Annotated in this window: 19 protein-coding genes; 12 read left to right on the top strand and 7 right to left on the bottom strand. The window is 66.2% G+C overall.

What is annotated here, in order from left to right; translation table 11 throughout:
- Positions 1-90: 90 nt before the first annotated feature.
- Complete coding sequence (locus QUV11_RS08970) at positions 91-1,353, top strand: sorbosone dehydrogenase family protein (RefSeq protein ID WP_300881794.1); 1,263 nt, start codon at positions 91-93, stop codon at positions 1,351-1,353.
- Positions 1,354-1,387: 34 nt separating this feature from the next.
- Here the strand turns inward: QUV11_RS08970 and QUV11_RS08965 are convergent, their stop codons facing one another.
- Together QUV11_RS08965 and QUV11_RS08960 are read right to left on the bottom strand one after the other, a co-directional pair.
- Positions 1,388-3,091, bottom strand: a complete 1,704-nt coding sequence (locus QUV11_RS08965; protein ID WP_300881792.1) for an amidohydrolase family protein — start codon at positions 3,089-3,091, stop codon at positions 1,388-1,390.
- 36 nt (positions 3,092-3,127) lie between these two features.
- Complete coding sequence (locus QUV11_RS08960; protein ID WP_300881790.1) at positions 3,128-3,712, bottom strand: helix-turn-helix domain-containing protein; 585 nt, start codon at positions 3,710-3,712, stop codon at positions 3,128-3,130.
- 182 nt (positions 3,713-3,894) lie between these two features.
- Between QUV11_RS08960 and QUV11_RS08955 the strand changes: the two genes are divergently transcribed.
- The 7 genes from QUV11_RS08955 (at position 3,895) to QUV11_RS08925 (ending at position 14,308) form a co-directional block, all read left to right on the top strand.
- On the top strand, positions 3,895-5,877 hold the full coding sequence (locus tag QUV11_RS08955; RefSeq protein ID WP_300881788.1) for a serine hydrolase: 1,983 nt from the start codon (positions 3,895-3,897) through the stop codon (positions 5,875-5,877).
- Entirely contained in the window at positions 5,877-6,884 is a 1,008-nt protein-coding gene (locus QUV11_RS08950; RefSeq protein WP_300881786.1) for a dipeptide epimerase, read from the top strand. Before QUV11_RS08955 ends, QUV11_RS08950 begins: the two co-directional genes overlap by 1 nt.
- A gap of 282 nt (positions 6,885-7,166) precedes the next feature.
- Positions 7,167-9,332 (top strand): TonB-dependent receptor, encoded by a 2,166-nt coding sequence (locus QUV11_RS08945; RefSeq protein WP_300881784.1) that lies wholly within the window; start codon positions 7,167-7,169, stop codon positions 9,330-9,332.
- Between the two features lie 17 nt (positions 9,333-9,349).
- Complete coding sequence (locus QUV11_RS08940) at positions 9,350-10,390, top strand: DUF1611 domain-containing protein (RefSeq protein ID WP_300881782.1); 1,041 nt, start codon at positions 9,350-9,352, stop codon at positions 10,388-10,390.
- Positions 10,387-11,526 (top strand): hypothetical protein, encoded by a 1,140-nt coding sequence (locus QUV11_RS08935; protein ID WP_300881780.1) that lies wholly within the window; start codon positions 10,387-10,389, stop codon positions 11,524-11,526. Before QUV11_RS08940 ends, QUV11_RS08935 begins: the two co-directional genes overlap by 4 nt.
- Complete coding sequence (locus tag QUV11_RS08930) at positions 11,523-13,106, top strand: serine hydrolase (protein ID WP_300881778.1); 1,584 nt, start codon at positions 11,523-11,525, stop codon at positions 13,104-13,106. The genes QUV11_RS08935 and QUV11_RS08930 overlap by 4 nt, the downstream gene beginning before the upstream one ends.
- A complete protein-coding gene (locus tag QUV11_RS08925; protein WP_300881776.1) occupies positions 13,103-14,308 on the top strand; it encodes a dipeptidase in 1,206 nt (401 codons plus the stop codon). Before QUV11_RS08930 ends, QUV11_RS08925 begins: the two co-directional genes overlap by 4 nt.
- Here the strand turns inward: QUV11_RS08925 and QUV11_RS08920 are convergent.
- Both QUV11_RS08920 and QUV11_RS08915 read right to left on the bottom strand, forming a co-directional pair.
- Positions 14,305-14,577 carry a hypothetical protein gene (locus tag QUV11_RS08920; protein ID WP_300881774.1) on the bottom strand — a complete coding sequence of 91 codons (273 nt, stop codon included), beginning with the start codon at positions 14,575-14,577 and terminating at the stop codon, positions 14,305-14,307. The genes QUV11_RS08925 and QUV11_RS08920 overlap by 4 nt on opposite strands.
- Positions 14,574-15,629, bottom strand: a complete 1,056-nt coding sequence (locus tag QUV11_RS08915) for a Glu/Leu/Phe/Val dehydrogenase dimerization domain-containing protein (protein WP_300881772.1) — start codon at positions 15,627-15,629, stop codon at positions 14,574-14,576. The genes QUV11_RS08920 and QUV11_RS08915 overlap by 4 nt, the downstream gene beginning before the upstream one ends.
- Before the next feature lie 123 nt (positions 15,630-15,752).
- Here QUV11_RS08915 and QUV11_RS08910 point away from each other — a divergent pair, with 123 nt between their 5' ends.
- Together QUV11_RS08910 and QUV11_RS08905 are read left to right on the top strand one after the other, a co-directional pair.
- Entirely contained in the window at positions 15,753-16,226 is a 474-nt protein-coding gene (locus QUV11_RS08910; RefSeq protein ID WP_300881770.1) for an Lrp/AsnC family transcriptional regulator, read from the top strand.
- A 60-nt stretch (positions 16,227-16,286) separates the two neighbouring features.
- Complete coding sequence (locus tag QUV11_RS08905; protein WP_300881767.1) at positions 16,287-16,781, top strand: DUF427 domain-containing protein; 495 nt, start codon at positions 16,287-16,289, stop codon at positions 16,779-16,781.
- A 30-nt stretch (positions 16,782-16,811) separates the two neighbouring features.
- Here the strand turns inward: QUV11_RS08905 and ppc are convergent, their stop codons facing one another.
- Positions 16,812-19,502 carry a phosphoenolpyruvate carboxylase gene (ppc, locus tag QUV11_RS08900; RefSeq protein ID WP_300881765.1) on the bottom strand — a complete coding sequence of 897 codons (2,691 nt, stop codon included), beginning with the start codon at positions 19,500-19,502 and terminating at the stop codon, positions 16,812-16,814.
- Positions 19,503-19,646: 144 nt separating this feature from the next.
- Between ppc and QUV11_RS08895 the strand changes: the two genes are divergently transcribed.
- Positions 19,647-21,158, top strand: coding sequence for an alkaline phosphatase (locus tag QUV11_RS08895; protein WP_300881763.1), 1,512 nt, complete (start codon positions 19,647-19,649; stop codon positions 21,156-21,158).
- A gap of 434 nt (positions 21,159-21,592) precedes the next feature.
- Here QUV11_RS08895 and QUV11_RS08890 read toward each other — a convergent pair whose 3' ends face one another.
- Positions 21,593-23,203, bottom strand: a complete 1,611-nt coding sequence (locus QUV11_RS08890) for an amidase (protein WP_300881762.1) — start codon at positions 23,201-23,203, stop codon at positions 21,593-21,595.
- Between the two features lie 100 nt (positions 23,204-23,303).
- On the opposite strand from QUV11_RS08890, the gene QUV11_RS08885 reads away from it, so the two are divergent.
- Positions 23,304-23,468, top strand: coding sequence for a DUF2256 domain-containing protein (locus QUV11_RS08885; protein WP_300881908.1), 165 nt, complete (start codon positions 23,304-23,306; stop codon positions 23,466-23,468).
- 4 nt (positions 23,469-23,472) lie between these two features.
- Here the strand turns inward: QUV11_RS08885 and QUV11_RS08880 are convergent, their stop codons facing one another.
- Positions 23,473-24,354, bottom strand: a complete 882-nt coding sequence (locus QUV11_RS08880) for a CoA ester lyase (RefSeq protein ID WP_300881760.1) — start codon at positions 24,352-24,354, stop codon at positions 23,473-23,475.

The raw sequence follows: 24,354 nt of genomic DNA, 5'->3' as shown, positions 1-24,354 counted from the left end.
GCATCACCCCATGATATGGGGATTTTGAACCAATCCGGGATCGCTGCGTAGGCAGGGGCAAATCCAACCGCCAGATCAAGGACACCATTCATGCGCGCCAGCCTCATTGCCTTCACCCTTCTCGCCACCAGTGGCATGGCGCTCGCGCAGACTCAGGTGAAGTTGGGCGTTCCCGATCAGGACGATCCCTACGCCACGCCGGCGGTGGTGAACCACCCGGTGGTGATCGGCTGGCCCGAGGGCAAGACGCCGCGCGCGCCGAAGGGCTGGGAGGTCGTCAAGTTCGCGGGCGGGCTGGAAAATCCGCGCCAGTTGCTCGAGCTGCCCAATGGCGACGTGCTGGTCAGCGAGGCGCGGCAGAAGCCCAAGCTCGATGCCGATCCCGAAACCGCGCGAGGATTTGCGCGCTCGAACGTCACCGGATATTCCGCCAACCGGATCACGCTGCTGCGCGACACCGATGGCGATGGCAAGGCCGACCAGACGTTCGTGCTGCTGGAGAACCTCAACCAGCCGTTCGGCATGGCGCTGGCGGGCGAGCGGCTGTATGTCGCCAACACCGACGCGGTGGTCAGCTATCCGTTCAAGCCCGGACAGACCAGCATTACCGCTGCGCCGCGCAAGCTGATGGCGCTGCCCGCGGGCGGTTACAACAACCACTGGACCCGTAACCTGCAGCTCAGCCCGGATCAGCGCACGCTGTTCGTATCGGTCGGCTCGGCGAGCAATGTCGGCGAATACGGCATGGAGGAAGAAGAGCGGCGCGCGGCAATCCTGGCGGTCGATCTGACCACCGGGCGCGAGCGGACCTATGCCACAGGACTGCGCAACCCGGTCGGCATGGATATCGCATCCGACGGCACATTGTGGACTGCGGTCAACGAGCGCGACGATTTCGGCGACAACATCTCGCCTGATTATGTCACAAGCGTGCAGGAAGGCGGGTTCTACGGCTGGCCCTACAGCTATTGGGGCAAGCAGGATCCCCGCCACGCCAACACCAAGCGCGAGCTGCTGGCGACGACGATCGTTCCCGAACTCGCGGTCGGACCCCATGCCGCCGCGCTCGGCCTGGCGCTGTCACGCCCCGAAAACGGACGGCAGTTCGGCTATATCGCCCGGCATGGCTCGTGGAACCGCTCGGACATGTCGGGCTATGACGTGCTCGTCGTCCCGTTTGCCGACGGCAAACCGACCTCCGACCCGCAGCCTTTCCTCACCGGCTTCATCGCCGATCAGCGCGAAGGCACGGTGCACGGCCGCCCGGTGAGCGTGCGGGCACGGGCCGACGGATCGGTGTTCGTGGTCGACGACAACGCCAACACCGTCTGGCTCGCCCGCCGGGGTCGCTGAGGCGCCCTCCGACGATCGGTCGGCAGGCAGACTGTCAGTTGCAGCGGTTGAACCCGGGTCCGCGCACCGCGCGGCCCGGCGTCTCCCCGGTGGGTTCGCCGTTGCGCAGCGCCGCCACGCCATTGACGAAGACGTCGCGCATGCCGACCGCATAGCGATGCGGATCCTCGAACGTCGCGGTATCCGCAATGGTCGCCGGATCGAACACCACGACATCGGCGAAATGCCCGGGTTTCAGCGCGCCGCGTTCCGCAATCGACAGGTTGCGCGCGGGCAGGCCCGAAAGACGATGCACCGCCTCCTCGAGCGGGATCAGCTGTTCGTCGCGGACGTAGCGGCCGAGCAGCCGAGCGAAATTGCCATAGGTGCGCGGGTGGGCGCCTGACTTGAGAAACACGCCCTCGGCCGATTGCGATGCCGCGTCCGATCCGAAGCTCATCCACGGCAGCTTGACCTGCTCGCGCACATTGTCCTCGGACATCAGGAAATACACCGTGCCGACGCGCGATCCGTCCTCGATCACCAGATCCATCGCGGCCTGCTCGGGCGACTGGTTGCGCATCGCGGCGACCTCGGCCAGCGTCCTGCCGGTGAGCGATTTGAGCGCGGGGTTCTTGAAGCCGGTGAGGATCATCTTGTCGGCGCCCGCACCATGATACAGGTTCTCCCAATCGCTGCCGGGTGCCTTCATCTCGGCCGCAACGCGTGCGCGCATTGCGGGGTCCTTGAGCCGCTCGATCCAGGCTTCGACCCCGCCGGCCTGCACCCAGGTCGGCATCGCGGCGTCGAGCCCGGTCGCCCCTGCGGTATAGGTGTACATGTCCGCGGTGATCCTGAGGCCTTCGCTGCGCGCCGCCTCGATCTGCCGGACCACGGCCTCGCGCTTGGCGTGGTTGTCGCGCCCTGCCATCTTGAGGTGATAGATTTCCGCAGGGGCCCCCGAGCGGCGCGAGATTTCGATCAGCTCGGCGATCGCCTGCTCGATGCGGTCGCCTTCGGAGCGCATATGGCTGATGTACATGCCGCCGCATCGCGCCGCCTCGCTGGTCAGCGCGACCAGCTCGTTGGTCTCGGCATAGGAGCCCGGCGCATAGATCAGCGAGCTGCCGACGCCCATCGCGCCCTCGTTCATCGCCTCGCGCACCAAAGTGCGCATGCGCGCGAGCTGCTCGGGGCTGGGATCGACATCGCCTTCGCCGAGCTCGTGGACCCGCACCGTGGCTGCGCCGACGAAGCTGGCCACGTTGGTGGCAACACCGCGCGTTTCGAGATAGGTCAGGTAATCGCCGAGCGTGGTCCATTCGATCGGGAATTTGAGGTCGCCCTGGCGCGCGATTTCGTCCGCCTTCATCTTGGCGTTGACCGGTCCCATCGACCAGCCTTCGCCCATGACCTCGAGCGTAACCCCCTGGCGGATGTCGCTCTGGCTGCGCGGATCGACGATCAGCGATTCGGTGGCCCAGCTGAGCATGTTGATGAAGCCGGGCGCTACCGCCATGCCGCGCGCCGAGATTTCGCTGCGGCCTGCGCCCTCGACCGTGCCGACCGCGACGATCCGGTCGCCGTTGATCGCGACATCCCCCATCACCGGCGCCGCACCCGTGCCATCGTAGAGGGTGCCGCCGCGGATCACCACGTCATAGCGGGCAGGGGGCACCTGCGTGCTCGCGCATCCCGCCAGGGCAAGCGGCAGGGCGGCGGTGAGCATATATCGCGTTATCAGCCGACGCAGTTTCATGGCACCATCTCCGCAATTTCCGCGGCGCGCGGAAGGTCAGCCGTGCAGGCTCATCAGCGAGTCCATCAGCCCATCGTCGGCGCTCGAACACACCCCCAGCACCAGCGCTTCTTCGCACCCTTCGGCGACGACATAGGCATGGCCCATCGACGAATCGAGATAGATGCCCTGGCCGGCGGTGAGCGCGACGGGATCGTAGAATTCGGTGTGGATCTCGATCTCGCCCTCGATGACGTAGATGAATTCCTCGCCATGGTGGCGCACCAGATCGCCGAACTCGCTGGCGCTGCGTGCGCGGATGCGAGTGATGATCGGGATCATCCGCTTCTGCCGAAGGTCGGTGCACAGATAATGGTAATCGTAGTTGTCGGTGGTCACCCGCACCGCCTTGTCGATGGTGCCGATGCTGCGGCGACCGGTGACCCGCGGCGAGGGTTCTTCCTGCGATTCGGCGAACAGATCGGACATCCGGATGTTGAGCCGCTGGCTGAGCTGCTGCAGTTTGTCATAGCTCAATGTCAGCCGGTCGTGCTCTACCTTGGAGAGGGTCGATACCGGAATGCCCGACTTGGCGCTCATCTGCTTGAGCGTCCATCCGTTGCGCGAGCGAATGTCGCGCATCACGGTCCCCAAGGTCGGCGGGGAGGAGCAATCCGCCATCAAAAAATCCAATCGCTGTTTGACAATTTTCTAATCAGGATCATTATGTCCCTATCGGGCTAACATGTGTTGGCTATTGGTAAGCCGTCGCGCCGCAAGCTGCAAGCGCAGACGCGCGGGTCCAGGGACAAAAGGGGAGAGCAATGCGTTTCATCCGCAAGGCAATGATCGGGCTGGCGGCTCTGGCGGCGCTGCCGCTGGTCGCGCAAGGCCCGGCGCCGCAGCCGAAAGCCGCGCAGCCGGGGGCGGGGGCCGCCATCGACGCCAATGGCGGCTCTGCATCCGCCAGCCCGCTGAACAAGGCCGATGTCGAAGCCTGGCTCGACGGTTTCCTCCCCTATGCGCTTGAAAAGGGCAAGATCCCCGGCGCGGTCGTCGTGGTGGTGAGCGGCGACGGCGTCGTGCTGCAAAAGGGCTATGGCTATTCGGACGTTGCCAAGCGCACCCCGGTCTCGCCTGAAACGACGTTGTTCCGGCCAGGTTCGGTGTCCAAACTGTTCACCTGGACCGCGGTGATGCAGCAGGTCGAGGCTGGAAAGCTCGACCTCGACCGCGATGTCAACGCATACCTTGATTTCAAGATTGCGCCTTATGATGGCAAGCCGATCACGCTACGGCACATCATGACGCACACCGCAGGCTTCGAGGAATCGGTGCGCCACCTGATCAGCAGCAATCCCGATGCGGCGATGACGCTCAAGCAGCAGATGCCGCTGGCGCTTCCCGAACGGGTGTTCGCCCCCGGCACCACGCCTGCCTATTCGAATTATGCCACCGCGCTGGCGGGGTACATCGTCGAGCGCGTGTCGGGCCAGACGTTCGATGACTATATCGACACCAACATCTTCACGCCGCTCGGAATGATGAACTCGTCGTTCCGCCAGCCGCTGCCGGCACGACTGCAGCCATTGATGTCGAAGGGCTATCCCGACGTCACGCAGAAGCCCGAGCCGTTCGAGATCGTCATTCCCGCACCCGCGGGCAGCCTGTCGGCGAGCGGCGCCGACATGGGCAAGTTCATGATCGCGCATCTCAACCAGGGCGGGGTGCTGCTCAAGCCCGAAACCACGCGGATGATGCACGACTTCCGCGCGCCCAGCATGGCCAATCTCAACACCATGGCGCTGGGCTTTTACGAGCAGTGGGTCAACGGCCAGCGCGCGATCGCGCACGGCGGGGATACCGTGTGGTTCCACAGCTATCTGTGGCTGTTCCCGCAGGCCGACATCGGCCTGTATATCTCGATGAACAGTGCAGGTACCGAGGGCGCCGCCGGCGGAATCCGCAGCGCCTTGTTCCACAAGTTCGCCGACCGCTATCTTCCTGGCGACGAGCCGATGGGGCGGGTCGATGCCGAGACCGCCCGCGACCATGCCGCACTGGTCGCAGGGACCTATGTTTCCAGCCGCGGATCGTTCACCAACTTCCTCAGCCTGCTCGGGCTGCTCGGCCCGACCAGCATCGTGGCGACCGAAGACGGTTCGATCAGCCTGCCTTCGCTCGACGGCCTCAGCGCCGCCGCGCGCGACTGGGTCGAGGTCGAGCCTTTCGTCTGGCGTGACCGCAACTCGGGTGAGCGGCTGGTGGCCGAGGTCAAGGACGGCAAGGTCGTCCGGGTGAGCATGGACGCGATCTCGCCGTTCATGATGCTGACGCCCGCGCCTGCCAGCGTGAGCACCGACTGGATCAACCCCGCGATGACCTTCGCGCTGGTTATCGTGCTGTTGACGGCATTGGCCTGGCCGGTGCGCGCGCTGGTCCGGCGCAATTTCGCCGCTGCGATGCCGTTCGAGGGCAGGGCGCGGACCGCCTATCGGCTGTCGCGCGTGTTCGCCTGGCTGGTGATCGCGGCGGTGGTCGGATGGATGGCGCTGATCCTGACCTTCTCGGCCGATATCGGCGCGATCGGCGGGCCGCTCGACTGGCTGATCCATTTGCTGCGGATTCTGACCCCGCTGGCAAGCTTCGGCCTGCTGCTGACCGCGGGCTGGTATGGCTGGCTGGTGTGGACCGGCAAGCGGCGCTGGACGACCAAGCTGGGCGCTGTGCTGCTGGTGCTTGCGGCGCTACCGCTGGTCTGGGTGACCGTTGTGTTCAACCTCTATGGCTTCAACATGGTGTATTGATGATCCTGCAGACCAAGACGGCACTCACGCTCGACCTTCGGGTCGAGCGCTTCGCCTACCACCAGCCGTTCCGCATCTCGGGGCACGTCTTCACCGAAACCGCCTTGCTGGTCGCAACCTTGTCCGACGGGCAGCATACCGGGCGCGGCGAGGGCGCGGGGGTCTATTATCTGGGCGACGATATCGACCAGATGCTCACGCAAGCCCAAAGCGTGCGCGGTGCGATCGAGGGCGGGGCTAGCCGCCAGGATCTGCAGGACCTGCTTCCGGCGGGCGGCGCGCGCAACGCGCTGGACTGCGCCTACTGGGAGCTGGAGGCGAAGCAAGCCGGGCGCCCGGCTTGGGAGCTGGCAGGGATCGAATCTCCCCGGCCGTTGCTCTCGACGCTGACGTTGGGGGCGGACAAGCCCGCAGCGATGGCAGCGGCCGCGCAGGCGCTCGATCCGCTGGCGCCGGTCAAGGTCAAGCTCACCGGCGATCTCGACGACGACATCGCGCGGCTCGAGGCGATCCGCAGCGCGCGGCCCAAGGCCTGGATCGGCGTCGATGCCAATCAGGGCTATGATATCGGCACGCTCGCGACGCTGATGCCGGTGCTGATCGATCTCAAGATCGCGCAGCTCGAACAGCCGCTCCAGCGCGGACACGAGAGCGATCTCGACGGGTTCAAGCGGTCGATCCCGTTCGTCGCCGATGAAAGCGCGGTCACGCTTGCCGACACCGCCAGCCTCGTCGGCAGGTTCGACATGGTCAACATCAAGCTCGACAAATGCGGCGGGCTGACCGAGGGGTTGGCCATCGCGCGCGAGGCGCGGCTGCTGGGGCTCGGCGTCATGGTCGGCAACATGATGGGCTCCAGCCTGTCGATGGCGCCATCGTTCGTGCTCGGCCAATTGTGCGACATCGTCGATCTCGACGGCCCGACCTTCCTGGCCAAAGATCGTGTGCCCGGCGTGAGCTATCGCGATGGCCGCGTGCACTGCCCGTCCGAAATCTGGGGACGATGATCCTCTCACACTGTCCCAATGGCAAATCTGACCATTGTCGGTTTTCTTCGCTCGTGCCTTTGGAAGGGTTGACAAGTTTCCAATTAGAGTAAATTATCTCTAATAAGAAAATTAGGGTAAGGGCGGACACAAAGTGGCATGAACTTGAGCATCCTGAAGGCCATCTGCTGCCGGGGGGCTCGGCCAGCGTAAACGCCGAAAAAAGCATCGTTCAATCGGGAGCGCGCGCGCCGGACGGAAAAATCCGCCCGGAGGCGACGAGCGTTTAAAGGGGAAGATATCATGACGAAGTTCGCACTGTTGGCCGCCGCAAGCACCTTGGCGATGTCCGCCGCGCACCCTGCCTTTGCTGAGGATTCGATGGATGCCACGGCGCGCGAGGGCAACGAGATTGTCGTCACCGCCCAAAAGCGCAGCGAACGGCTGCAGGATGTTCCGATCTCGATCAGCGTCGTCACCGGCGAACAGATGCAGCAGAGCGGCGGATCGCAGCTGGTCGACTACGCCGCCTATGTCCCCGGCCTGCAGGTCGATAATGCGGGTTCTCCTGGCCGCTCCACGCTGTCGTTGCGCGGCGTTGCACCGATCGGCCCCAGCGCCACGGTCGGCATCTATCTCGACGATGCGCCGATCGGATCGAGCGGCATCTACAACCGGTCGCAGACGTTCACGCTCGACCTGCTGCCCTATGACATCGAGCGGCTCGAAGTGCTGCGCGGGCCGCAGGGCACGCTGTATGGCGCAAGCTCGATTGGCGGCTTGTTCAAGTACGTCACCGTCCAGCCCGATCTTCGCGAGCTCAAGGCCAAGGCGAGCGGAGAAGTGTTCACGATCTCGAATGCCGACGATCTTGGCTGGGCGGCCAGTGCGATGATCAGCGTGCCGATCATCCAGGATCAACTGGCGATCAGCGGCAGCTATTCGCGCCGCGAGACCCCAGGGTTCATCGACAACATCCTGACCGGCGAGAAGGATGTGAACGATGCGGTCCAGCAGGGTGGCCGCGCCGCCTTGTTGTGGCAGCCCGATCCTGCGCTGACGATCAGGCTGAGCGGAATCTGGCAGAAGGTCGATTCGGACAATCTGGGCATCCTGTACGAAGGCCTCGGCAACACCCCGCTGGCTGCCGGTGCAGGCTTCCTGAGCACCAACACGCAGTTGGACGAGCCTTTCCGCAGCGAGTTCCAGTATTATTCGGGGTCGATTGCGTATGATTTCGGCTTTGCCGAACTGAGCTCGACCACGTCGTACAGCAAGCTCGACATTCTCGAGGTCAGCGATGCCACCCGCATCTTCGGCGGCCTGTTCGGTGGTCTTGCGCCTTATCCTGCAGAGCTGCGTCAGAAGAAATTCACCGAGGAGCTCCGCCTGACCTCGGCGCCGAGCACCAGCTTCGAATGGATGGTCGGGTTTTTCTACACCGATGAAGACAACAACCACACCCAGATCGTCCGTGCGCTCACGCCCGCGGGTGCGCCGATTGCGGGGGTCGATCCGTTCGCTACCGTCGGCCTGCCCAACACCTACAAGGAATATGCCGCATTCGGAAACGCCACATTGAAGCTTAGCGAGGCGTTCCACCTGACCGGCGGCCTGCGCTGGGCGCGCAACGACCAGACCTTCACCCAGATCACGCAGATCCCGCTGGCGGGCCTGAACATCGCGGGTGACGGCACTTCGCGCGAAGAGGTGGTGACCTACAGCGTCAGCCCGCAGTTCAACATCAACCGCGACGCGATGATCTATGCGCGCGTCGCCACCGGCTATCGTCCGGGCGGCCCGAACGTCGCCTTGCCCGGCTTCCCGACCACGGTGGGCTCGGAGCGCGTGACCAGCTATGAGGCGGGCGTCAAGGCCTCCTTCATGGACCGCGCAGTGACGATCGATGCCGCGGTGTTCATGCTCGACTGGAAGGACCTGCAGACCTCTGCGCCCTTTGCCGGCGGTATCAATGGCCTGGTCAATGCCGGCACCGCGCAGAGCCAGGGGGTCGAGGCCGCCTTGCTGATCCAGCCGGTCGCAGGGCTCAGCGTCGGCTGGAACTTTGCCTATACCGACGCGAAGTGCACCGAGACGACCGCTGCCTGCAACGATGGCGACCAGTTGCCCAACGTTCCCAAGGTCTCGACCGCGATGACGGCGGACTATGCCTTTGCACTCGGCGAATCGGCTGGTGCGCGGATCGGCGGAACGGTGCGGATCGTCGGGGATCGCGTTTCGGATGTCGCCGCGTCCGGTCTTGCGGTACCAGTGGAAGGCTATGCGACGGCGGATTTCAACGCAGCCATCACATTTGCCGAAAAATGGACCGTCCGCGCCTATGTCCGCAACCTCACCAACGCCCAGGGGCGGGTGACCAGCAACGTCGCGACGACCAATCCCGGGTTCCTGGCAACCGCACCGCTCCAGCCTCGCACAATGGGCCTCGCGCTCGACATGTCGTTTTGACGCACGGAGTTTGAAGAATGAATGCGCCCATGATGCGTCTGGCTGAAACGCTCGCCCTGCCGCAGCCCTATCTGCTCTTTCTGGGCGACACCACCGAGCGCGGCTATGCCAAGACCGCGTTCGGGCTCGCCGACTGGGCGGCGGACCGCTGTGTCGGCGAGTACTCGGTCGCCGGGTGCACGGTGAGCACCGGGCTGCCGCAGCGTAATCCGGCAGACGCGGTTGCCGCCGGCGCCAAGGCACTGGTGATCGGCGTGGCCAACCAGGGCGGGCTGATCGGCGCGAGCTGGATAGCCGCCTTGGTCGAGGCGATGGAAGCCGGGCTCGATATCGTCAGCGGCCTGCATGTCCGGCTGGCGAGCATCCCGGCGCTCGCCGAGGCGTCGCGGCGCACCGGCCAGCGGTTGATCGATGTGCGCACGCCGCCTGCCAACCTGCCGATCGGCAACGGCCGCAAGCGCACCGGAAAGCGGTTGCTCACCGTGGGCACCGATTGCGCGCTCGGCAAGAAATACACCGCGCTGGCGCTGCACCGCGCATTTGTGGCGCGCGGGTTGGATGCCGATTTCCGCGCCACCGGCCAGACCGGGATCATGATCGCGGGCGGCGGTGTGCCGATGGATGCAGTGATCTCCGATTTCGAGGCGGGCGCCGCCGAGATGCTCAGCCCCGATGCCGCCCCTGATCACTGGGACGTGATCGAAGGCCAGGGCTCGATCTTCAACCCCGCTTATGCCGCAGTCTCGCTCGGCCTGCTCCACGGCAGCCAGCCCGATGTCTTCGTGGTCTGCCACGATCCGTCGCGCAAGGTGATCCTGGGGATGGAAAGCTTTGCGTTGCCGAGTATCGAGGAGGTCATCGATCTCACCATCCGGCTGGGCAGCCGCACCAATCCCGCGATCCGCTGCACCGGGGTCAGCCTCAACACCTCGAGCATGACCGCCACCGATGCCTATGCCTATATGACCGCCGAAGCCGACCGCCTGGGGCTACCGGTCGCAGACCCGATCCGTGGCGGCGCCAGCTTCGATGCGCTCGTGGACAGTTGCCTGGCATGACCAATGCGACCCCGGTCAGCAGGTCCAGCTGGTTCCAGCGCTTCCTGCTGCCCGGCTTCGCGCTCAAGGCGGTGATCATCGGCGGCGGCTATGCCACCGGGCGCGAGCTGGCCGAGTATTTCGTGCCTTCCGGCCCCTGGGGCGGGCTGGCGGCGATGCTGCTGGCGACCTTGATCTGCACCACGGTCGCGGCGATCACCTTCATGCTGGCGCGCGCGCTCAACGCCTATGACTATCGCAGCTTCTTCCAGCAGCTGCTCGGGCGCGGCTGGATCGCGTTCGAGATTTCCTATCTGATCTTCGTCATCCTGATCCTGGCGGTGTTCGGCGCGGCGGCAGGCGCGATTGGCGCGGCCACCTTCGGCTGGCCCGAACTGCTGGGCTCGGTGGTGCTCGCGGTCGCCATCGTCGGCACGACGTCACTGGGAACAGGGGCAGTCGAACAATTGTTCAAATACGCCTCGATGCTGATCTATGCAGTCTACGCGCTGTTCATCGTCTTTGCACTGTCGAGCTTCGGCGACCGGATCGGCGCGTCTTTCGCGGCGGCGCCCGCGCCTTCGGGCGACTGGATGGCGGGCGGGCTGACCTATGCCAGCTACAACATCGTCGGCGCAGTGATCATTCTGCCGGTGCTGCGGCATCTGACCAGCCAGCGCGACGCGCTCATCGCCGGGCTGATCGCCGGGCCGCTCACCATGCTGCCAGCGATCCTGTTCTTCGTCGCGATGATGGCGTTCTATCCCGGCATCGGCGGCGAAACCTTGCCGTCCGACTTCCTGCTGCGGCAGATGGCGGTGCCCGGCTTCCAGATGGTGTTCCAGCTGATGATCTTCGTCGCCTTGCTCGAAAGCGGCGTCGGCGCGATCCATGCGATCAACGAGCGGATCGCGGGCGCACTCAAGACCCGCTCGCGCCCCGCGCCCGGCGCTTTGGCGCGCGCCGCGATCGGCGCTGTCATCCTGACCGGCTGCATGTTCGTCGCCGCGCGCATCGGGCTCGTCGATCTCATCGCCAGCGGATACAGCTTTCTCGCCTGGCTGTTTCTTGCGGTCTATGTCGTGCCGCTGCTGACCTTCGGCGTTTACCGCCTGATCCGTACCCCGCGTCCTGCGCAATCGGAGTTGCCCGCATGAAACCCCTCCACCTGCTCGCGGGCGCGCTGCTCGCTGCCGCCGCGCCTGTCTGGGCCGAACCGCCCAAGGATATCGACCAGAGCGTCGAGGCGCTGCGCCAGAAGGTCGGCGCGCCAGGCGTGTCGATCGCGATCGTCGAGGGCGGCAAGACCACGCTGTCGCGCGGCTGGGGCGTGCGCAAATTGGGCGACAAGGCGCCGGTCGATGCGGCGACCCTGTTCCAGACGGGGTCCACCGGCAAGGCGCTGACCGCCGCCGCGCTCGCGATCCTGGTCGACGAGGGCAAGATCGCGTGGGACGATCCCGTCATCCAGCACATGCCGTGGTTCCGGATGTACGATGCTTGGGTGACGCGCGAGATCACCATCCGCGATCTGCTGGTCCACCGCAGCGGACTGGGGCTGGGGCAGGGCGATTTGATGTTCGTGCCGCGCAGCAACCTCACCCGCCGGCAGACGGCGGAGCGGGTTGCCTTTCTCAAGCCCAGGACCAGCTTTCGCTATGCGTATGCCTATGACAACATTCTCTATGCGGTCGCGGGGCAGCTGATCGAGGAGGTCACCGGCCAGACCTGGGAAGTGTTCATGCGTGACCGCGTGCTCAAGGCCGGCGGCATGAAGCACGCGACCAGCGACAGCGAAGACCGCTTCCGCATCGCCAACCGCTCGTGGCCGCACGCGCGGCTTTCGGGGCCGTTGCGCGGGCTTGGCGACCAGCAGGTGCTCGACGAACGCGACGAGCTCGGCCGCAACGGTGCGCCCGCAGGTGGCCTGGCGATGAGCGCCGACGATATGGCGGCGTGGCTCAAGATCCAGCTCGCGCAAGGCAAGATGCCGGGCGGCGAGCCATTGTTCAGCGCCGAGCAGGCGCGCGAGATGTGGACCCCGGTGACCCCGATGGAGGTCACCCCGCTGCCGCCCGAGCTCAAGCCCGCGCAGCCCAACAATCAAGCCTATGCCTTGGGCTGGCAGGTGCAGGACTATCGCGGCCATCAGATCATCAGCCATGGCGGCGGCGTGTTCGGATCGATCACCCGCGTGGTGATGATCCCCGAGCTCGATGTCGGCTTTGCGATCATGCTCAATTCCGAGGAAAGCGGCATGCTGCTGGGCCTCAGCTATGATCTGATCGACCATTATCTCGATGTGCCCGACTTCGACTGGACCACCAAATGGCAGGACTGGTATCTCGCGCGGCTCGAGGACGGACGGCAGTATCTCGAGCAGACCAAGGCTGCCACCGCATCGGCGGCGAAGGTTGGCCCTTCGCTCGATGTCGCGCTTTATGCCGGGCGCTATCGCGACCCGTGGTACGGCGATGTCGTCATCGCCGCGACGCCTGCCGGGCTGACGATCGACTTCACTTCGACCCCGAACATGGCCGGGCGATTGAAGCACTGGCAGTATGACAGCTTCGTCACCGAGTTCGACGACAAGGCGATCGAGCCTGCCTATGTCACCTTCGCGCTCGATGCCGACGGCAAGGTCACCGGCGTGACGATGAAGGTGGTCAGCAAGATCGCCGATTTCAGCTGGGATTATGGCGATCTCGATCTCAAACCCGTGGAGCCACAGCAATGAACCGGATCACCATCCTCCTCGCCGCCAGCGCGCTCACCGCGCTGGGCGGCTGCACCACCACCACCGCGACCAGCAACCCCGGGGCCGATGCCGCGGCGCTGCACGCCCGCATCCTGACGCTCGACACCCATCTCGATACGCCGCTGCACTTTGCCCGCGAAGGCTGGAGCTTTGCCGACCGGCATGATCTGGCGACCGATCTGGCGCAGCTCGATATCCCGCGGATGGACGACGGCGCATTGGATGGCGGGTTCTTCGTCACCTATACCGAACAGGGCCCGCTGACCGCTGAAGGCTATGCCGCCGCACTGGCGCACGCGCGCGCGCGCTCGGACCTGATCGATCGCACGATGGTCAAGCATGCCGACCGCATCGGCCCCGCGCGCACCGCCGCCGATGCACGCCGTCTCAATCGCGCTGGGAGGCTGATCGCGTTCAAGGCGATCGAGAACAGCTATCCTCTGGGGGACGATGTCTCGCTGCTCGTCGAGTTTCACGCCAAGGGCGTGCGGATGGCGGGGCCGGTGCATTCCAAGAACAACCAGTTTGCCGACAGCGCCACCGATACGCCGCGCTGGAATGGGCTGAGCCCGCTGGGCAAGGCCTGGGTTGCCGAGATGAACCGGCTCGGCATGGTGATCGACGCCAGCCACGCGTCCGACGCCGCGTTCGACCAACTGCTGGAATTGTCGAAATACCCGATCATCCTGTCGCATTCGAGCCTGCGCTCGGCCAACGATCATCCGCGCAATCTCGACGAGGGCCGGTTGCGCGCGCTCGCTGCGAAGAACGGCGCGATGTGCCTCTCGACGATCTTCCTGTCCGAGATGAACCTCTCGCCCGCGCGCGCCGAACTGTTCGCGATGTACGAACAGATCGGCACGATGTCGCCCGCCGAGCAGGCCGACCTGACCCGGCGCTGGCGGGAACTCGATAAGACCGAGCAGATGTGGGACGCTGATTTCGAAAAGTTCATCGCCATGGTGCTGCGCGCGATCGAGGTCGCCGGACCCGACCATATCTGCTTCGGCGCGGATTGGGATGGCGGCGGCGGGCTGGTCGGGATCGAGGATATCTCGGCGCAGCCCAAGATCACCGCGCGGCTCAAGGCGGCGGGCTATTCGGACGCCGACATCGCAAAGATGTGGAGCGGCAATGTGCTGCGCATTCTCGAGGCGCAGGGCAGGGGAGCGGCTCGCTAGGCCGCGACCTGCTGCCTTTCGCCCTGCTCCAGCGCGTCCAGCCTCACGCCGTCCACCAGCACGATCTGCTCGAGCTTGGCCGCGATGATCATGGCCTGGGCTTCGGGCAGGTCGGGGGCGGTGAGGCAGATCGTCATCCGCCCGCCCCCGACGCGCATCTGGAGCGCATCGGGGACCACACTGCGCTGAGCGAACAGGCCCAGCACGCGCAGCAAGGATTGCGGATCGACCATCGCCTCGACCTCGAACCGCCAGTTTTCGTGGCTCATGCCGGTTGCAACGCCCGGGCGTTGGCGATCACCTGCTCGGCCATCGCGTCGGCGACCTCGGCAGGCGAGCGGCCTTCGGCAGCCGCGCGCGCGATCAGCGCGGCGACGCGCGGCGCGATCGCGGCGACCCGCTGGCCGACATGGCCTGCATCTTCGCCGAGATACTCCGCCGAGACGCTGATGATGCCACCGGCGTTGACGACATAATCGGGCAGATAGACGATGCCGCGCTCCAGCAGGACGGCGGCGACATCGGGCGTGGCGAGCTGGTTGTTGGCCGCGCCGCACACCAGCCTGGCCTTGAGGTTGCTGACAACGCCGTTATCCAACGCGCCGCCCAGCGCGCAGGGCGCGAACACATCGGCCTCGACCGAGGCGATTTGGTCGACCCCGACGACGCTGGCGCCGACCTGCTTGGCCAGCGCGAAGCAGCGTGCAGCATCGGTGTCGGCGATCACCAGCCGTGCGCCGGCGGCGTGCAGGCGGCGGCACAGGTCCGCACCGACATTGCCGACGCCCTGGACGGCAACCGTCACGCCTTCAAGATCGCGGCCCAGGACCGCAGCGACGCCGACCTGCATCGATTCGAACACACCTTGCGCGGTCCAGGGCGAAGGATCGCCGCCCGCGCATCCTGCTTCGGGGGGCAGCCCGGCGACGTGGCGCGACATCGAGGCAACGACCTGCATGTCGGCGACCGAGGTGCCGACGTCCTCGGCGGTGACATAGCGGCCATCGAGTTGCGCAACCGCGCGGCCGAACGCCTGGAACAATGCGGCGCGGTCGAACGCGCGGTCGGGACGCCGCAGCACCGCCTTGCCGCCGGAAAACGGCAGGCCGGCCAGCGCGTTCTTGTAGGTCATGCCGCGCGCCAGCCGCACCGCGTCGGCCCTGGCGTCCTCGCCATTGGCATAGCTCCAGAACCGACAGCCGCCCGCTGCCGGCCCGAGATCGGTCTCGTGCAGTGCGATATAGCCATCGAGCCCGCTGGCAGGGTCGTGCAGCCGCACGCATTCGACGGATGGGGAGTGGAGGTCAAATTGATCGGACATGGTGCGCTCCTGAAATGGTGCGCGGCTTATGGCAGGGAGCGCGAGGGCAATCTCGGTCTGGTTTGATGGATTTGACCGATCATCAGGATGGCGTGATCGCCAAAAAGCCGATATGCGAAACGGATGACCCTGCTTGATCGATTCGAGATAAAGATCCTCCGCGAAATGCAGCGCGATGCGACGCAGACCACCGCGCAGATCGCCGAGCGTGTCGGGCTGTCGGTGTCGCCGTGCTGGCGGCGGATCGACCGGCTCCAGCGCGAGGGCTTCATCCGCAAGCAGGTCGCGATCCTCGACCGGCGCAAGGTCGGGCTCAACGCGCACGTCTTCGCGCAGGTCAAGCTCAACGCGCATGGCCGCGCCAATCTCGACGAGTTCAGCGCCGCGATCCAGGGCTTCCCGGAGGTGATGGACGCCTATGTGCTGATGGGGACGACCGACTTCATGCTGCGCATCGTCACCGCCGATATCGACGCCTATGAACGCTTCTTCTTCGACCAGCTCAGCAAGCTGCCCGGCGTGCAGGAAATCAACTCGACCGTGGCGCTGTCGGAGATCAAGTCGACCACCGAATTGCCGCTGACATTGCCGGGGTGACCCGATAGGCTTGAGCAAAGGCCGCCCTCCGGCTTCGTTCGAGACACAGGGACACACCTTATGCACCCCGACCGCGATCCCGTCGCCCCCGGCCAGCGCAGCGTCTGGGATTTTCCCCGGCCAGCAATTGCCGAACCGTGCGACGCGCATATCCGGATCGAGCATGCCGGGGTGATCGTCGCCGAGACGCGGTCCAGCGTGCGCACGCTCGAGACCAGCCATCCGCCGAGCTATTACCTGCCGCCCGAGTGCTTCACGCCGGGGGTGCTGCGGCGCGCGGCGGGCAGTTCGTTCTGCGAATGGAAGGGCGCTGCGGCGTATTGGGACGTGGTGATCGGCGACATCGTGCTGCCCCGGGTGGGGTGGAGCTATCCCAGCCCCACCGCCGGCTTTGTCAGCCTGCGCGATCATGTTGCGTTCTATGCCGGGCCGTTCGACCGCTGCACGGTCAATGGCGAGACCGTGGTGCCGCAGGCCGGAGGCTTTTACGGCGGCTGGATCACCTCGGGCTTTGCCGGTCCGTTCAAGGGCGGACCGGGCAGCATGGGCTGGTAGGGTGGCTTCCCGCTGCGGAAGCCACATCCCTTATCCGGAGTTGCGCAGCGCGGTGGCGATCGCGTTGATCGAAAGCTGAATGCCCTCGGGGATGCGCTCGTCGGCCTCGCCCGCGCGGTGGCGCTTGATCAGTTCGATCTGCAGCAGGTTGAGCGGCTCGATATAGGGCAGGCGCAGCCGGATCGAGGCATCGAGCGCGGGGTTGTCGGCGAGCAGCCGCGATTGCCCGGTGATGCTCAGCAGATTGTCGTGCGCCGCGTCCCAGCCCGAGCGGATCTGGCCGAACACCTGCTCGCGCAAGCCCTCGTCGGTCACCAGCCCGGCATAACGCCGGGCGATGCCCATGTCGGACTTGGCAAGCACCATCTCCATGTTGCCGAGCAGCGCCTGGAAGAACGGCCAGCCCTGCGCCATCGTGGTCAAAAGCCCCTTGTCGGAAAAGCCTTCGAGCGCCTGGCCCACGCCATACCAGCCCGGCAGCATGATGCGCGCCTGCGCCCAGCTGAACACCCAGGGAATGGCGCGCAGATCCTCGATCTTCTGGCTCTTGGAACGGCTCGCGGGGCGTGATCCGATCTTGAGCCCGGCGATCTCGGTGATCGGTGTGGCGGCGCGGAAGAACTCGTTGAACCCCTCGGTGCCATAGACCAGACCGCGATAGGCGCGGAACGCATCGCGCGAGATCATGTCCATCGCCGCGGCGAAGCGCGCCTCGTCGGCCTCGCTGAGGTCGTCATGGTCGAGCGTCGCGATCAACGCTGCCGAGGTGATCGCCTCGAGATTGAGCTCGGCGCTTTCGATCGTGCCGTATTTGGCGGCGATGACCTCGCCCTGTTCGGTGATGCGGATGCGGCCCTGCACCGTGCCCTTGGGCTGCGCGCGGATCGCGGCAAAGCTGGACCCGCCGCCGCGTCCGACCGCGCCGCCGCGGCCGTGGAACAATTGCATTGCGATCCCGGTATCAGCAAACACCTTGGCCAGCGCGCGGCTGGCGTGGTTGAGGCTCCAGGTCGAGGTGAGGTAGCCGCCGTCCTTGTTGCTGTCCGAATAGCCGACCATCACTTCCTGATAGCCGCGCGCCTTCACCAGAGCCGCGATCTCGGGAAGCGCGAAATAGGCGCGCATGATCTGCGGCGCGGCTTCCAGATCGCCGATCGTCTCGAACAAAGGCACGGCCATGATCGTGGCGTGCGGCGTCGGGCCTGGACGGTAGAGCCCGGCTTCCTTGAGCAGCAGATTGACCTCGAGCATGTCCGACACGCTTTCGGCCTTGGAGATGTTGTAGGCGGTGATCGATTGCGGCCCGTAAGCCTCATGCGCTTGCGCCGCCGCCTCGACGATGGCGAGCTCCTTGGCGGTTTCCTCGCTGTAATCGTGCCAGCGGTTGACCAGCAGGCGGCCATGGCCAAGTTCGGCGCGCAGCAGGGCGACGCGTGCCGCCTCGTCGAGCGCGGCATAGTCCGGGCAGACGCCTGCCACCGCGAGCAGCTCGGCCACCACGCGTTCGTGGACGTCGCTGTTCTGCCGGAGGTCGAGCGTGGCCAAGTGGAAGCCGAAGATCTCGACCGCGCGGATCAGCCGCCCCAGCGCGCCGCCGCTGGCGAGCAGCCCCGATCCGTCCTGCGCGAGCCCGTTGGCGAGCACCGCGAGGTCATGCCGCAGATCGCCGGGCTTGGCATAGGCCTCGCCCGACAGCGCCGAGGGGCGCGGGGGCTGCTTGCCGGTGAGGCGGACATGCGTGGCGCAAAGCTGGGCGTAGATTCCCGCGAGCGCGCGGCGATAGGGTTCGTCGGACCGGCTGGGCGAGGTGTCCCCGCTGCGCTCGGCCAGTTCCAGCACCGCCTCGGGCGTGCCCGACAGGCCGGTGGCGATCGACAGGTCCTGGCCCAGCGCGTGGACCCCGTCGAGATAGTGCACCAAGGCGGTCTCGCACTGCCGCGCCAAGGCGTGGCGCAGCGCATCGGCGGTGACGAACGGGTTGCCGTCGCGGTCGCCGCCGATCCAGCTGCCCAGCCGCAGGAAGGCGGGCGGGCGGTGGCCGAGCACGCGTTCCCAGCGCGCATAGAGCATCGGCAGCGCGGGCAGGAACACCTCCTGCATATAGGCCCGCGCGTTCTCGACCTCGTCGGCGACGAACAGCCGTTCGCGGCGCAGCGGCCGGGTCTGCCACAGCAGCGCGATCTGGCGGTGCAGCGCTTCGTCGATGCGGTCGCCGCTGGGGGTTTCCTCGAGCCCGGCGTCCTTCATCTTCATCAGATCGGCGACGCGGTTCTTGTGGTCGATCATCGATTTGCGGCGCACCTCGGTGGGGTGCGCGGTGAGCACCGGCACGATCAGGCTGTGCTCGAGCAGATCGGAAATCGCCTCATCGGTGACGCCATGCTCGCGAAGCCGTTCGACCGCTTCGGCAACGGTCGCGCCGGCTTCCTGCGCCACGCCCTGCCGGTCCTCGGCGAGGTTGGCGAGCATCGAGAAGTGCATGAAGCCGCGCACGAAGGCGAGCGTGTCATCAAGGCTCAGCGCCTCCAGCCCGGTATCGATCGCGTCGGCACCAGCGATGCCGCGATGCCGGTCGACGCTGGCCGAGCGGATATATTCGGTCTGGCGAAACAGCTTTTCGCCGCCATAGGCGCGGATGACATCACCCAGGATCCTGCCAAGATAGCGGATATCGGGGTTCTGGCTGATGGGGGCGGGGGGCGTGTTATCGTTTTCAAGCATAGGATCTTATGCTGCGCTGCAAAAATCGCGCGGTCAAGTCGCGGATCGACTTCTCGCAATCGATTGCAGGTATCCGCGTCCGAAAAGTCTCGAAATTGTCACGCCATCATGAAAGAGAGGCGCAGCTTTCAAGGAGATGCCCCCGTGACCCGTTCGCTCGCCCTGCTTCTGTGCCTGTCTGCCGGCCTCGCCGCGCCCGTCCTGGCCCAGCATAACGCACCGAAGGAGGCCGCGCCCGACAAGGAGCCCGGCGAGCAGACCGCCGCCGATTATGCCGCGCAAGGCCGGGCACAGCTCGAGGCGCGGCTGGCGATGCCGGTCAATCAGGGCAAGGCCAAGAACCTGATCATCTTCATCGGCGATGGCATGGGGGTCAGCACGCTGACCGCCGCGCGCATCTGGCAGGGGCAGAAGGCCGGACAGGATGGCGAATCGGTCGAAACCGCGATCGACGCGATGCCGCATGCGGCGATGGTGAAGACCTACAGCCACGATTTCCAGGTGTCGGACTCCGCCGCCACCGCGACCGCCTTGGTGACCGGGATCAAGACCCGCTCGGGCATGCTCTCGGTCGCGCCGGCAGCGCAGCGCGGCCAGTGCGACACGGCTGGCGGGCAGGACGTGCCGACGCTGTTCGAACAGGCCGAAAGCGCGGGCAAGGTGCTGGGACTGATCTCGACCGCGCGGATCACCCATGCGACGCCCGCATCGGCCTATGCGCACAGCGTCGACCGCAACTGGGAGACCAACAGCGAACTCCCCGAAGGCGCCAGCTGCCGCGATATCGCGCGGCAACTGGTCGAATGGCCGCACGCCAAGGGCCTCAAGCTTGTGCTGGGCGGCGGCCGCGCAGCCTTCATCCCGCGCGATCAGACCGACCCCGAATATGCCGAGGGCAAGGGGGGCCGCACCGATGGCCGCGACCTGATCGCCGAATGGAAAGCGAAGCACCCCAAGGGCCAGTATATCTGGAACGCCGCGCAGTTCGGTGCGCTTGATGCCGCAAGCGACGCGCCGGTGCTCGGGCTGTTCGAGCCGAGCCATATGCAGTTCGAGGCCGATCGCGCGAGCGACAAGGCGGGTGAACCGTCGCTGGCCGAGATGACCGCGCTGGCGATCACCAAGCTGGGATCATCCGACACCGGTTATGTGCTGATGGTCGAGGGTGGGCGCATCGATCATGCGCATCACGGCGGAAATGCGCACCGCGCGCTCGATGACACGGTCGCGTTCGAAGCCGCGGTCGCCAAGGCGCTCGAGATGGTCGATCTGGCCGATACGCTGGTGCTGGTCACCGCCGATCACAGCCATGTCTTCACCATCGCCGGCTATCCGCCGCGCGGCACCTCGATCTTCGGTCTCGCCAGCGTCACCGAGGATGGCGAGCCGCTCAACGCCAAGGACGACAAGCCCTACACGACGTTGGGCTATGCCAACGGCCCCGGCGCCAAGGTCAATGAAGCGCGTGCCGATCCGTCGCAGGAGGACACCACCGCGCTGAACTATCGCCAGCAGGCGACCGTCCCGACCTCGGGCGAAACCCATGGCGGCGAGGACGTCGTGCTCAAGGCCGCCGGCCCCAGCGCGCACCTGTTCACCGGCACGCTCGAGCAGCACAGCATCTATCATATCGCCAAGCATATTCTGGGGATGTGACCTCTGTCTCCCCTCCCGCTTGCGGGAGGGGCAGGTTCAGCTTGCTGAACCGGGGTGGGCCTGAGGTTTACGCCCGCTCAGGCCCACCCCGGCCTTCGGCCACCCCTCCCGCATGCGGGAGGGGAGAGGATCAGCGCCCGCCGCGGCCTGCAATAGCCCTCCCGCTTGATGGGGGAGGGTTGGCAGGGGGTGTCATTTTAAAAAATCCTCCCACAGCTTGTCTGGGGGAGGGGGACCGCCCGCGCAGCGGGTGGTGGAGGGGCAGCGGGTGCGTACGGCCCTTCAACGTGCGTGCCACCCCGCTTCCCCTCCACCCCTGACCTGCGGTCAGCGGTCCCCCTCCCCGAGGCAAGCTCGGGGAGGATTTTTGTTGGCTGGCATTGCGATGCTGTCAGCTGAATGAGGATGGGAGCGCAGAACGTGAACCCGATCGATCAGCGCCGGATCGGATCGGCCGCTGCCTCTGCGCTCGGCGCATAGCTCGGGGCGACGCGGGCTTGGCTGGCCTGTTCGAACGCATACCCCGCCTTGATCACCTCATGGTCCTGCCACTTCCCGCCGATGATAGACATCCCCACCGGCAGCCCAGCCACGTATCCCATCGGCACGGTGATGTGGGGATAGCCTGCGACGGCCGCCATCTGGCTTTGGCTGGGGCCGACGCCGTGATCGCCGTTGACCAGATCGCTGACCCAGGCGGGCGCATTGCTCGGGCCGACGAGGAAGCGCACGTCGTGCGTTTTCAGAAGCTTGTCGATGCCCTCGGGCCCGGCGAGCCGCCTGGCCTTGGCCAGCGCCTCGAGATACGCGGGATCGTCGAGCCCGTTCTGGCTCTCGGCGAGATCGAACAGACCCTGGTCGAACCAGGCGAGCTCGATCGGGGCGTTGGCGGTGTTGAACGCGATTACGTCCTTGAGCGTGCGCGCCGTCACCGTTGCGGGCGTGTTCGCAAGATAGGCGTTCATGTCAGCCTTGAGCTCGACCATCAGCACCTTGAACTCGGCCTCGCCCAGACCCTCGAGCCCGGTGCGGCTGTCGGTGATCTCGACCAGCTCGGCGCCGGCAGCGGCCAGCCAGTCGAGCGCGCCGGCGAACACCGCCTGCACCCGCGCATTGCTGCCGGTGCGGTCCTTGAGCACCCCGATGCGCACACCCTGCAGATAGCCGGGCGAAAGGCCCGCGGCATAATCGGTCTTGCGCGCGTCAGCCTCGGCGGTGGCGGGATCGGCAGGATCGCTCCCCGCCAGCGCGGTGAGCACCAAGGCGGCATCGCTGACCGAGCGCGCCATCGGGCCAGCGGTATCCTGGCTGTGGCTGATCGGCACGACATGGGTGCGCGAAACCAGGCCGAGCGTGGGCTTGAAGCCGACCAGCCCGTTGATCGACGAGGGGCAGATGATCGATCCATCGGTCTCGGTGCCGATCGTCGCCGCCGCCAGGCTTGCCGCGGCCGCCGCACCGCTGCCCGACGACGAGCCGCACGCGTTGCGATCGAGCGCATAGGGGTTCTTGACCAGCCCGCCGACGCTCGACCAGCCGCTGGTCGCATTGTCCGAACGGATGTTGGCCCATTGCGACAGGTTGGTCTTGCCCAGGATGATCGCGCCTGCCGCGCGCAGCTTTGCCACCAAAGGCGCGTCGCGGTCGGTAACGTTGGCGAGCAACGCGGTGGATCCGGCGGTGGTGGGGACGGGGCCCATCGCCTCGATATTGTCCTTGATCAGCAGCGGGATGCCGTGGAGGGGCCCGCGAACATCGCCCCGCCTGCGGTCCGCATCGCGCGCCTGCGCTTCGGCGATCGCGCCGGGCATCACCGCGATGACGCTGTTGAGCGTTGGCCCCTTGCGGTCGAGCGCCTCGATCCGGTCGATATACGCGCGGGTCAGCTCCTCGCTGCTGATCGTCCCCGCCGCCAGCATCGCGGCCAGTTCGGGGATCGATTTTTCCTCCACCTGCACCGCCATGCGGGCGATGCGCGGCGGTTCATCCTGCGCGAGGGCGGGGAGCGGGGTGAGGGCGGCCAGCGCCAGGGCAAGGGTTCGCATGATGGCCACGATAGCGCGGCGTTTGAGCCCGGCAAGATGGCGCGCGCAAATTGTGCGGCGCTCTCTGGCCAAGTCGTGCGGCGGCGCCCATATCCCGTTGATGCCTGACAAACGCTACACCAAGTCGAACCTGCCCGAAAAGATCTGCGCGGCGTGTGGGCGGCCGTTCGCCTGGCGCAAGAAATGGGCGCGCGACTGGGACAATGTGAAGACCTGCTCGGAGCGCTGCAAGGGCGACCTGCGCGCCAGGAACCGCTCCGCCTGAAGGCTCAGCCCTGCGCGGCGATCGCTTCGGCGATGGCCACCTGCAATCGCGCCTGCTCGAGATGGAGCAGCTCGACCATCCGGCCATCGACCCGGATCGCGCCTTTGCCGGCATTCTCGGGCAAGGCGAACGCGGCGATCACCGCCTCGGCGTGCGCCAGCTCGTCTGCGCTGGGCGAGAACACCGCGTTGCACGCAGCGATCTGGTCGGGGTGGATCAAGGTCTTGCCGTCGAAGCCGAACAATAGCCCTTGCCGCGCCTCGGACTGGAACACCGCGAGGTCGCGGAATTCGTTGCACACCCCGTCGAGGATCGCGACGTTGTGCGCGCGCGCCGCTGCCACCGCGAGCGTCAGGATCGGCAGGAACGGCGTGCGCTCGGGCGTCAGCCTGGCGCGCATTTCCTTGGCAAGATCGTTCACCCCCATCACGAACAGCGACAGTCGCGTTCCCGCCGACAAGGCCGCCAGCGCATCGAGGTGCGGCACCACCGCGCAGGTCTCGATCATCGCCCACAATTGCAGCCGCGACGGCGCATCGGCGAGCGCGGCGTTGCACGCGGTGATGTCCGACGGGCGGTAGACCTTGGGCACCAGCACCGCGTCGATATCGGCGTGCGCGACCGCGGCGAGGTCGTCCTTGCCCCACGGCGTGTCGAGCGCGTTGATGCGGATCACCAGCTCGCGATTGCCGAAGCCGCCCTCGGCGGCAGCCGCGATCGCAGCCTCGCGCGCGCTCTGCTTGGCCTCGGGTGCGACCGCGTCTTCGAGATCGAGGATGATGACATCGGCGGGCAGGCTGCGCGCCTTGGCGATCGCGCGCGGGTTCGAGGCGGGCATATACAGCGCGCTGCGCCGGGGGCGGACGGTGTCGGTCATTGTGGTCAT

The sequence above is a fragment of the Blastomonas sp. genome (genome assembly GCF_030373265.1).
In the GTDB taxonomy this organism is placed as follows: Bacteria; Pseudomonadota; Alphaproteobacteria; order Sphingomonadales; family Sphingomonadaceae; genus Blastomonas.
This window is presented reverse-complemented; position numbering and strand designations above follow the sequence as displayed.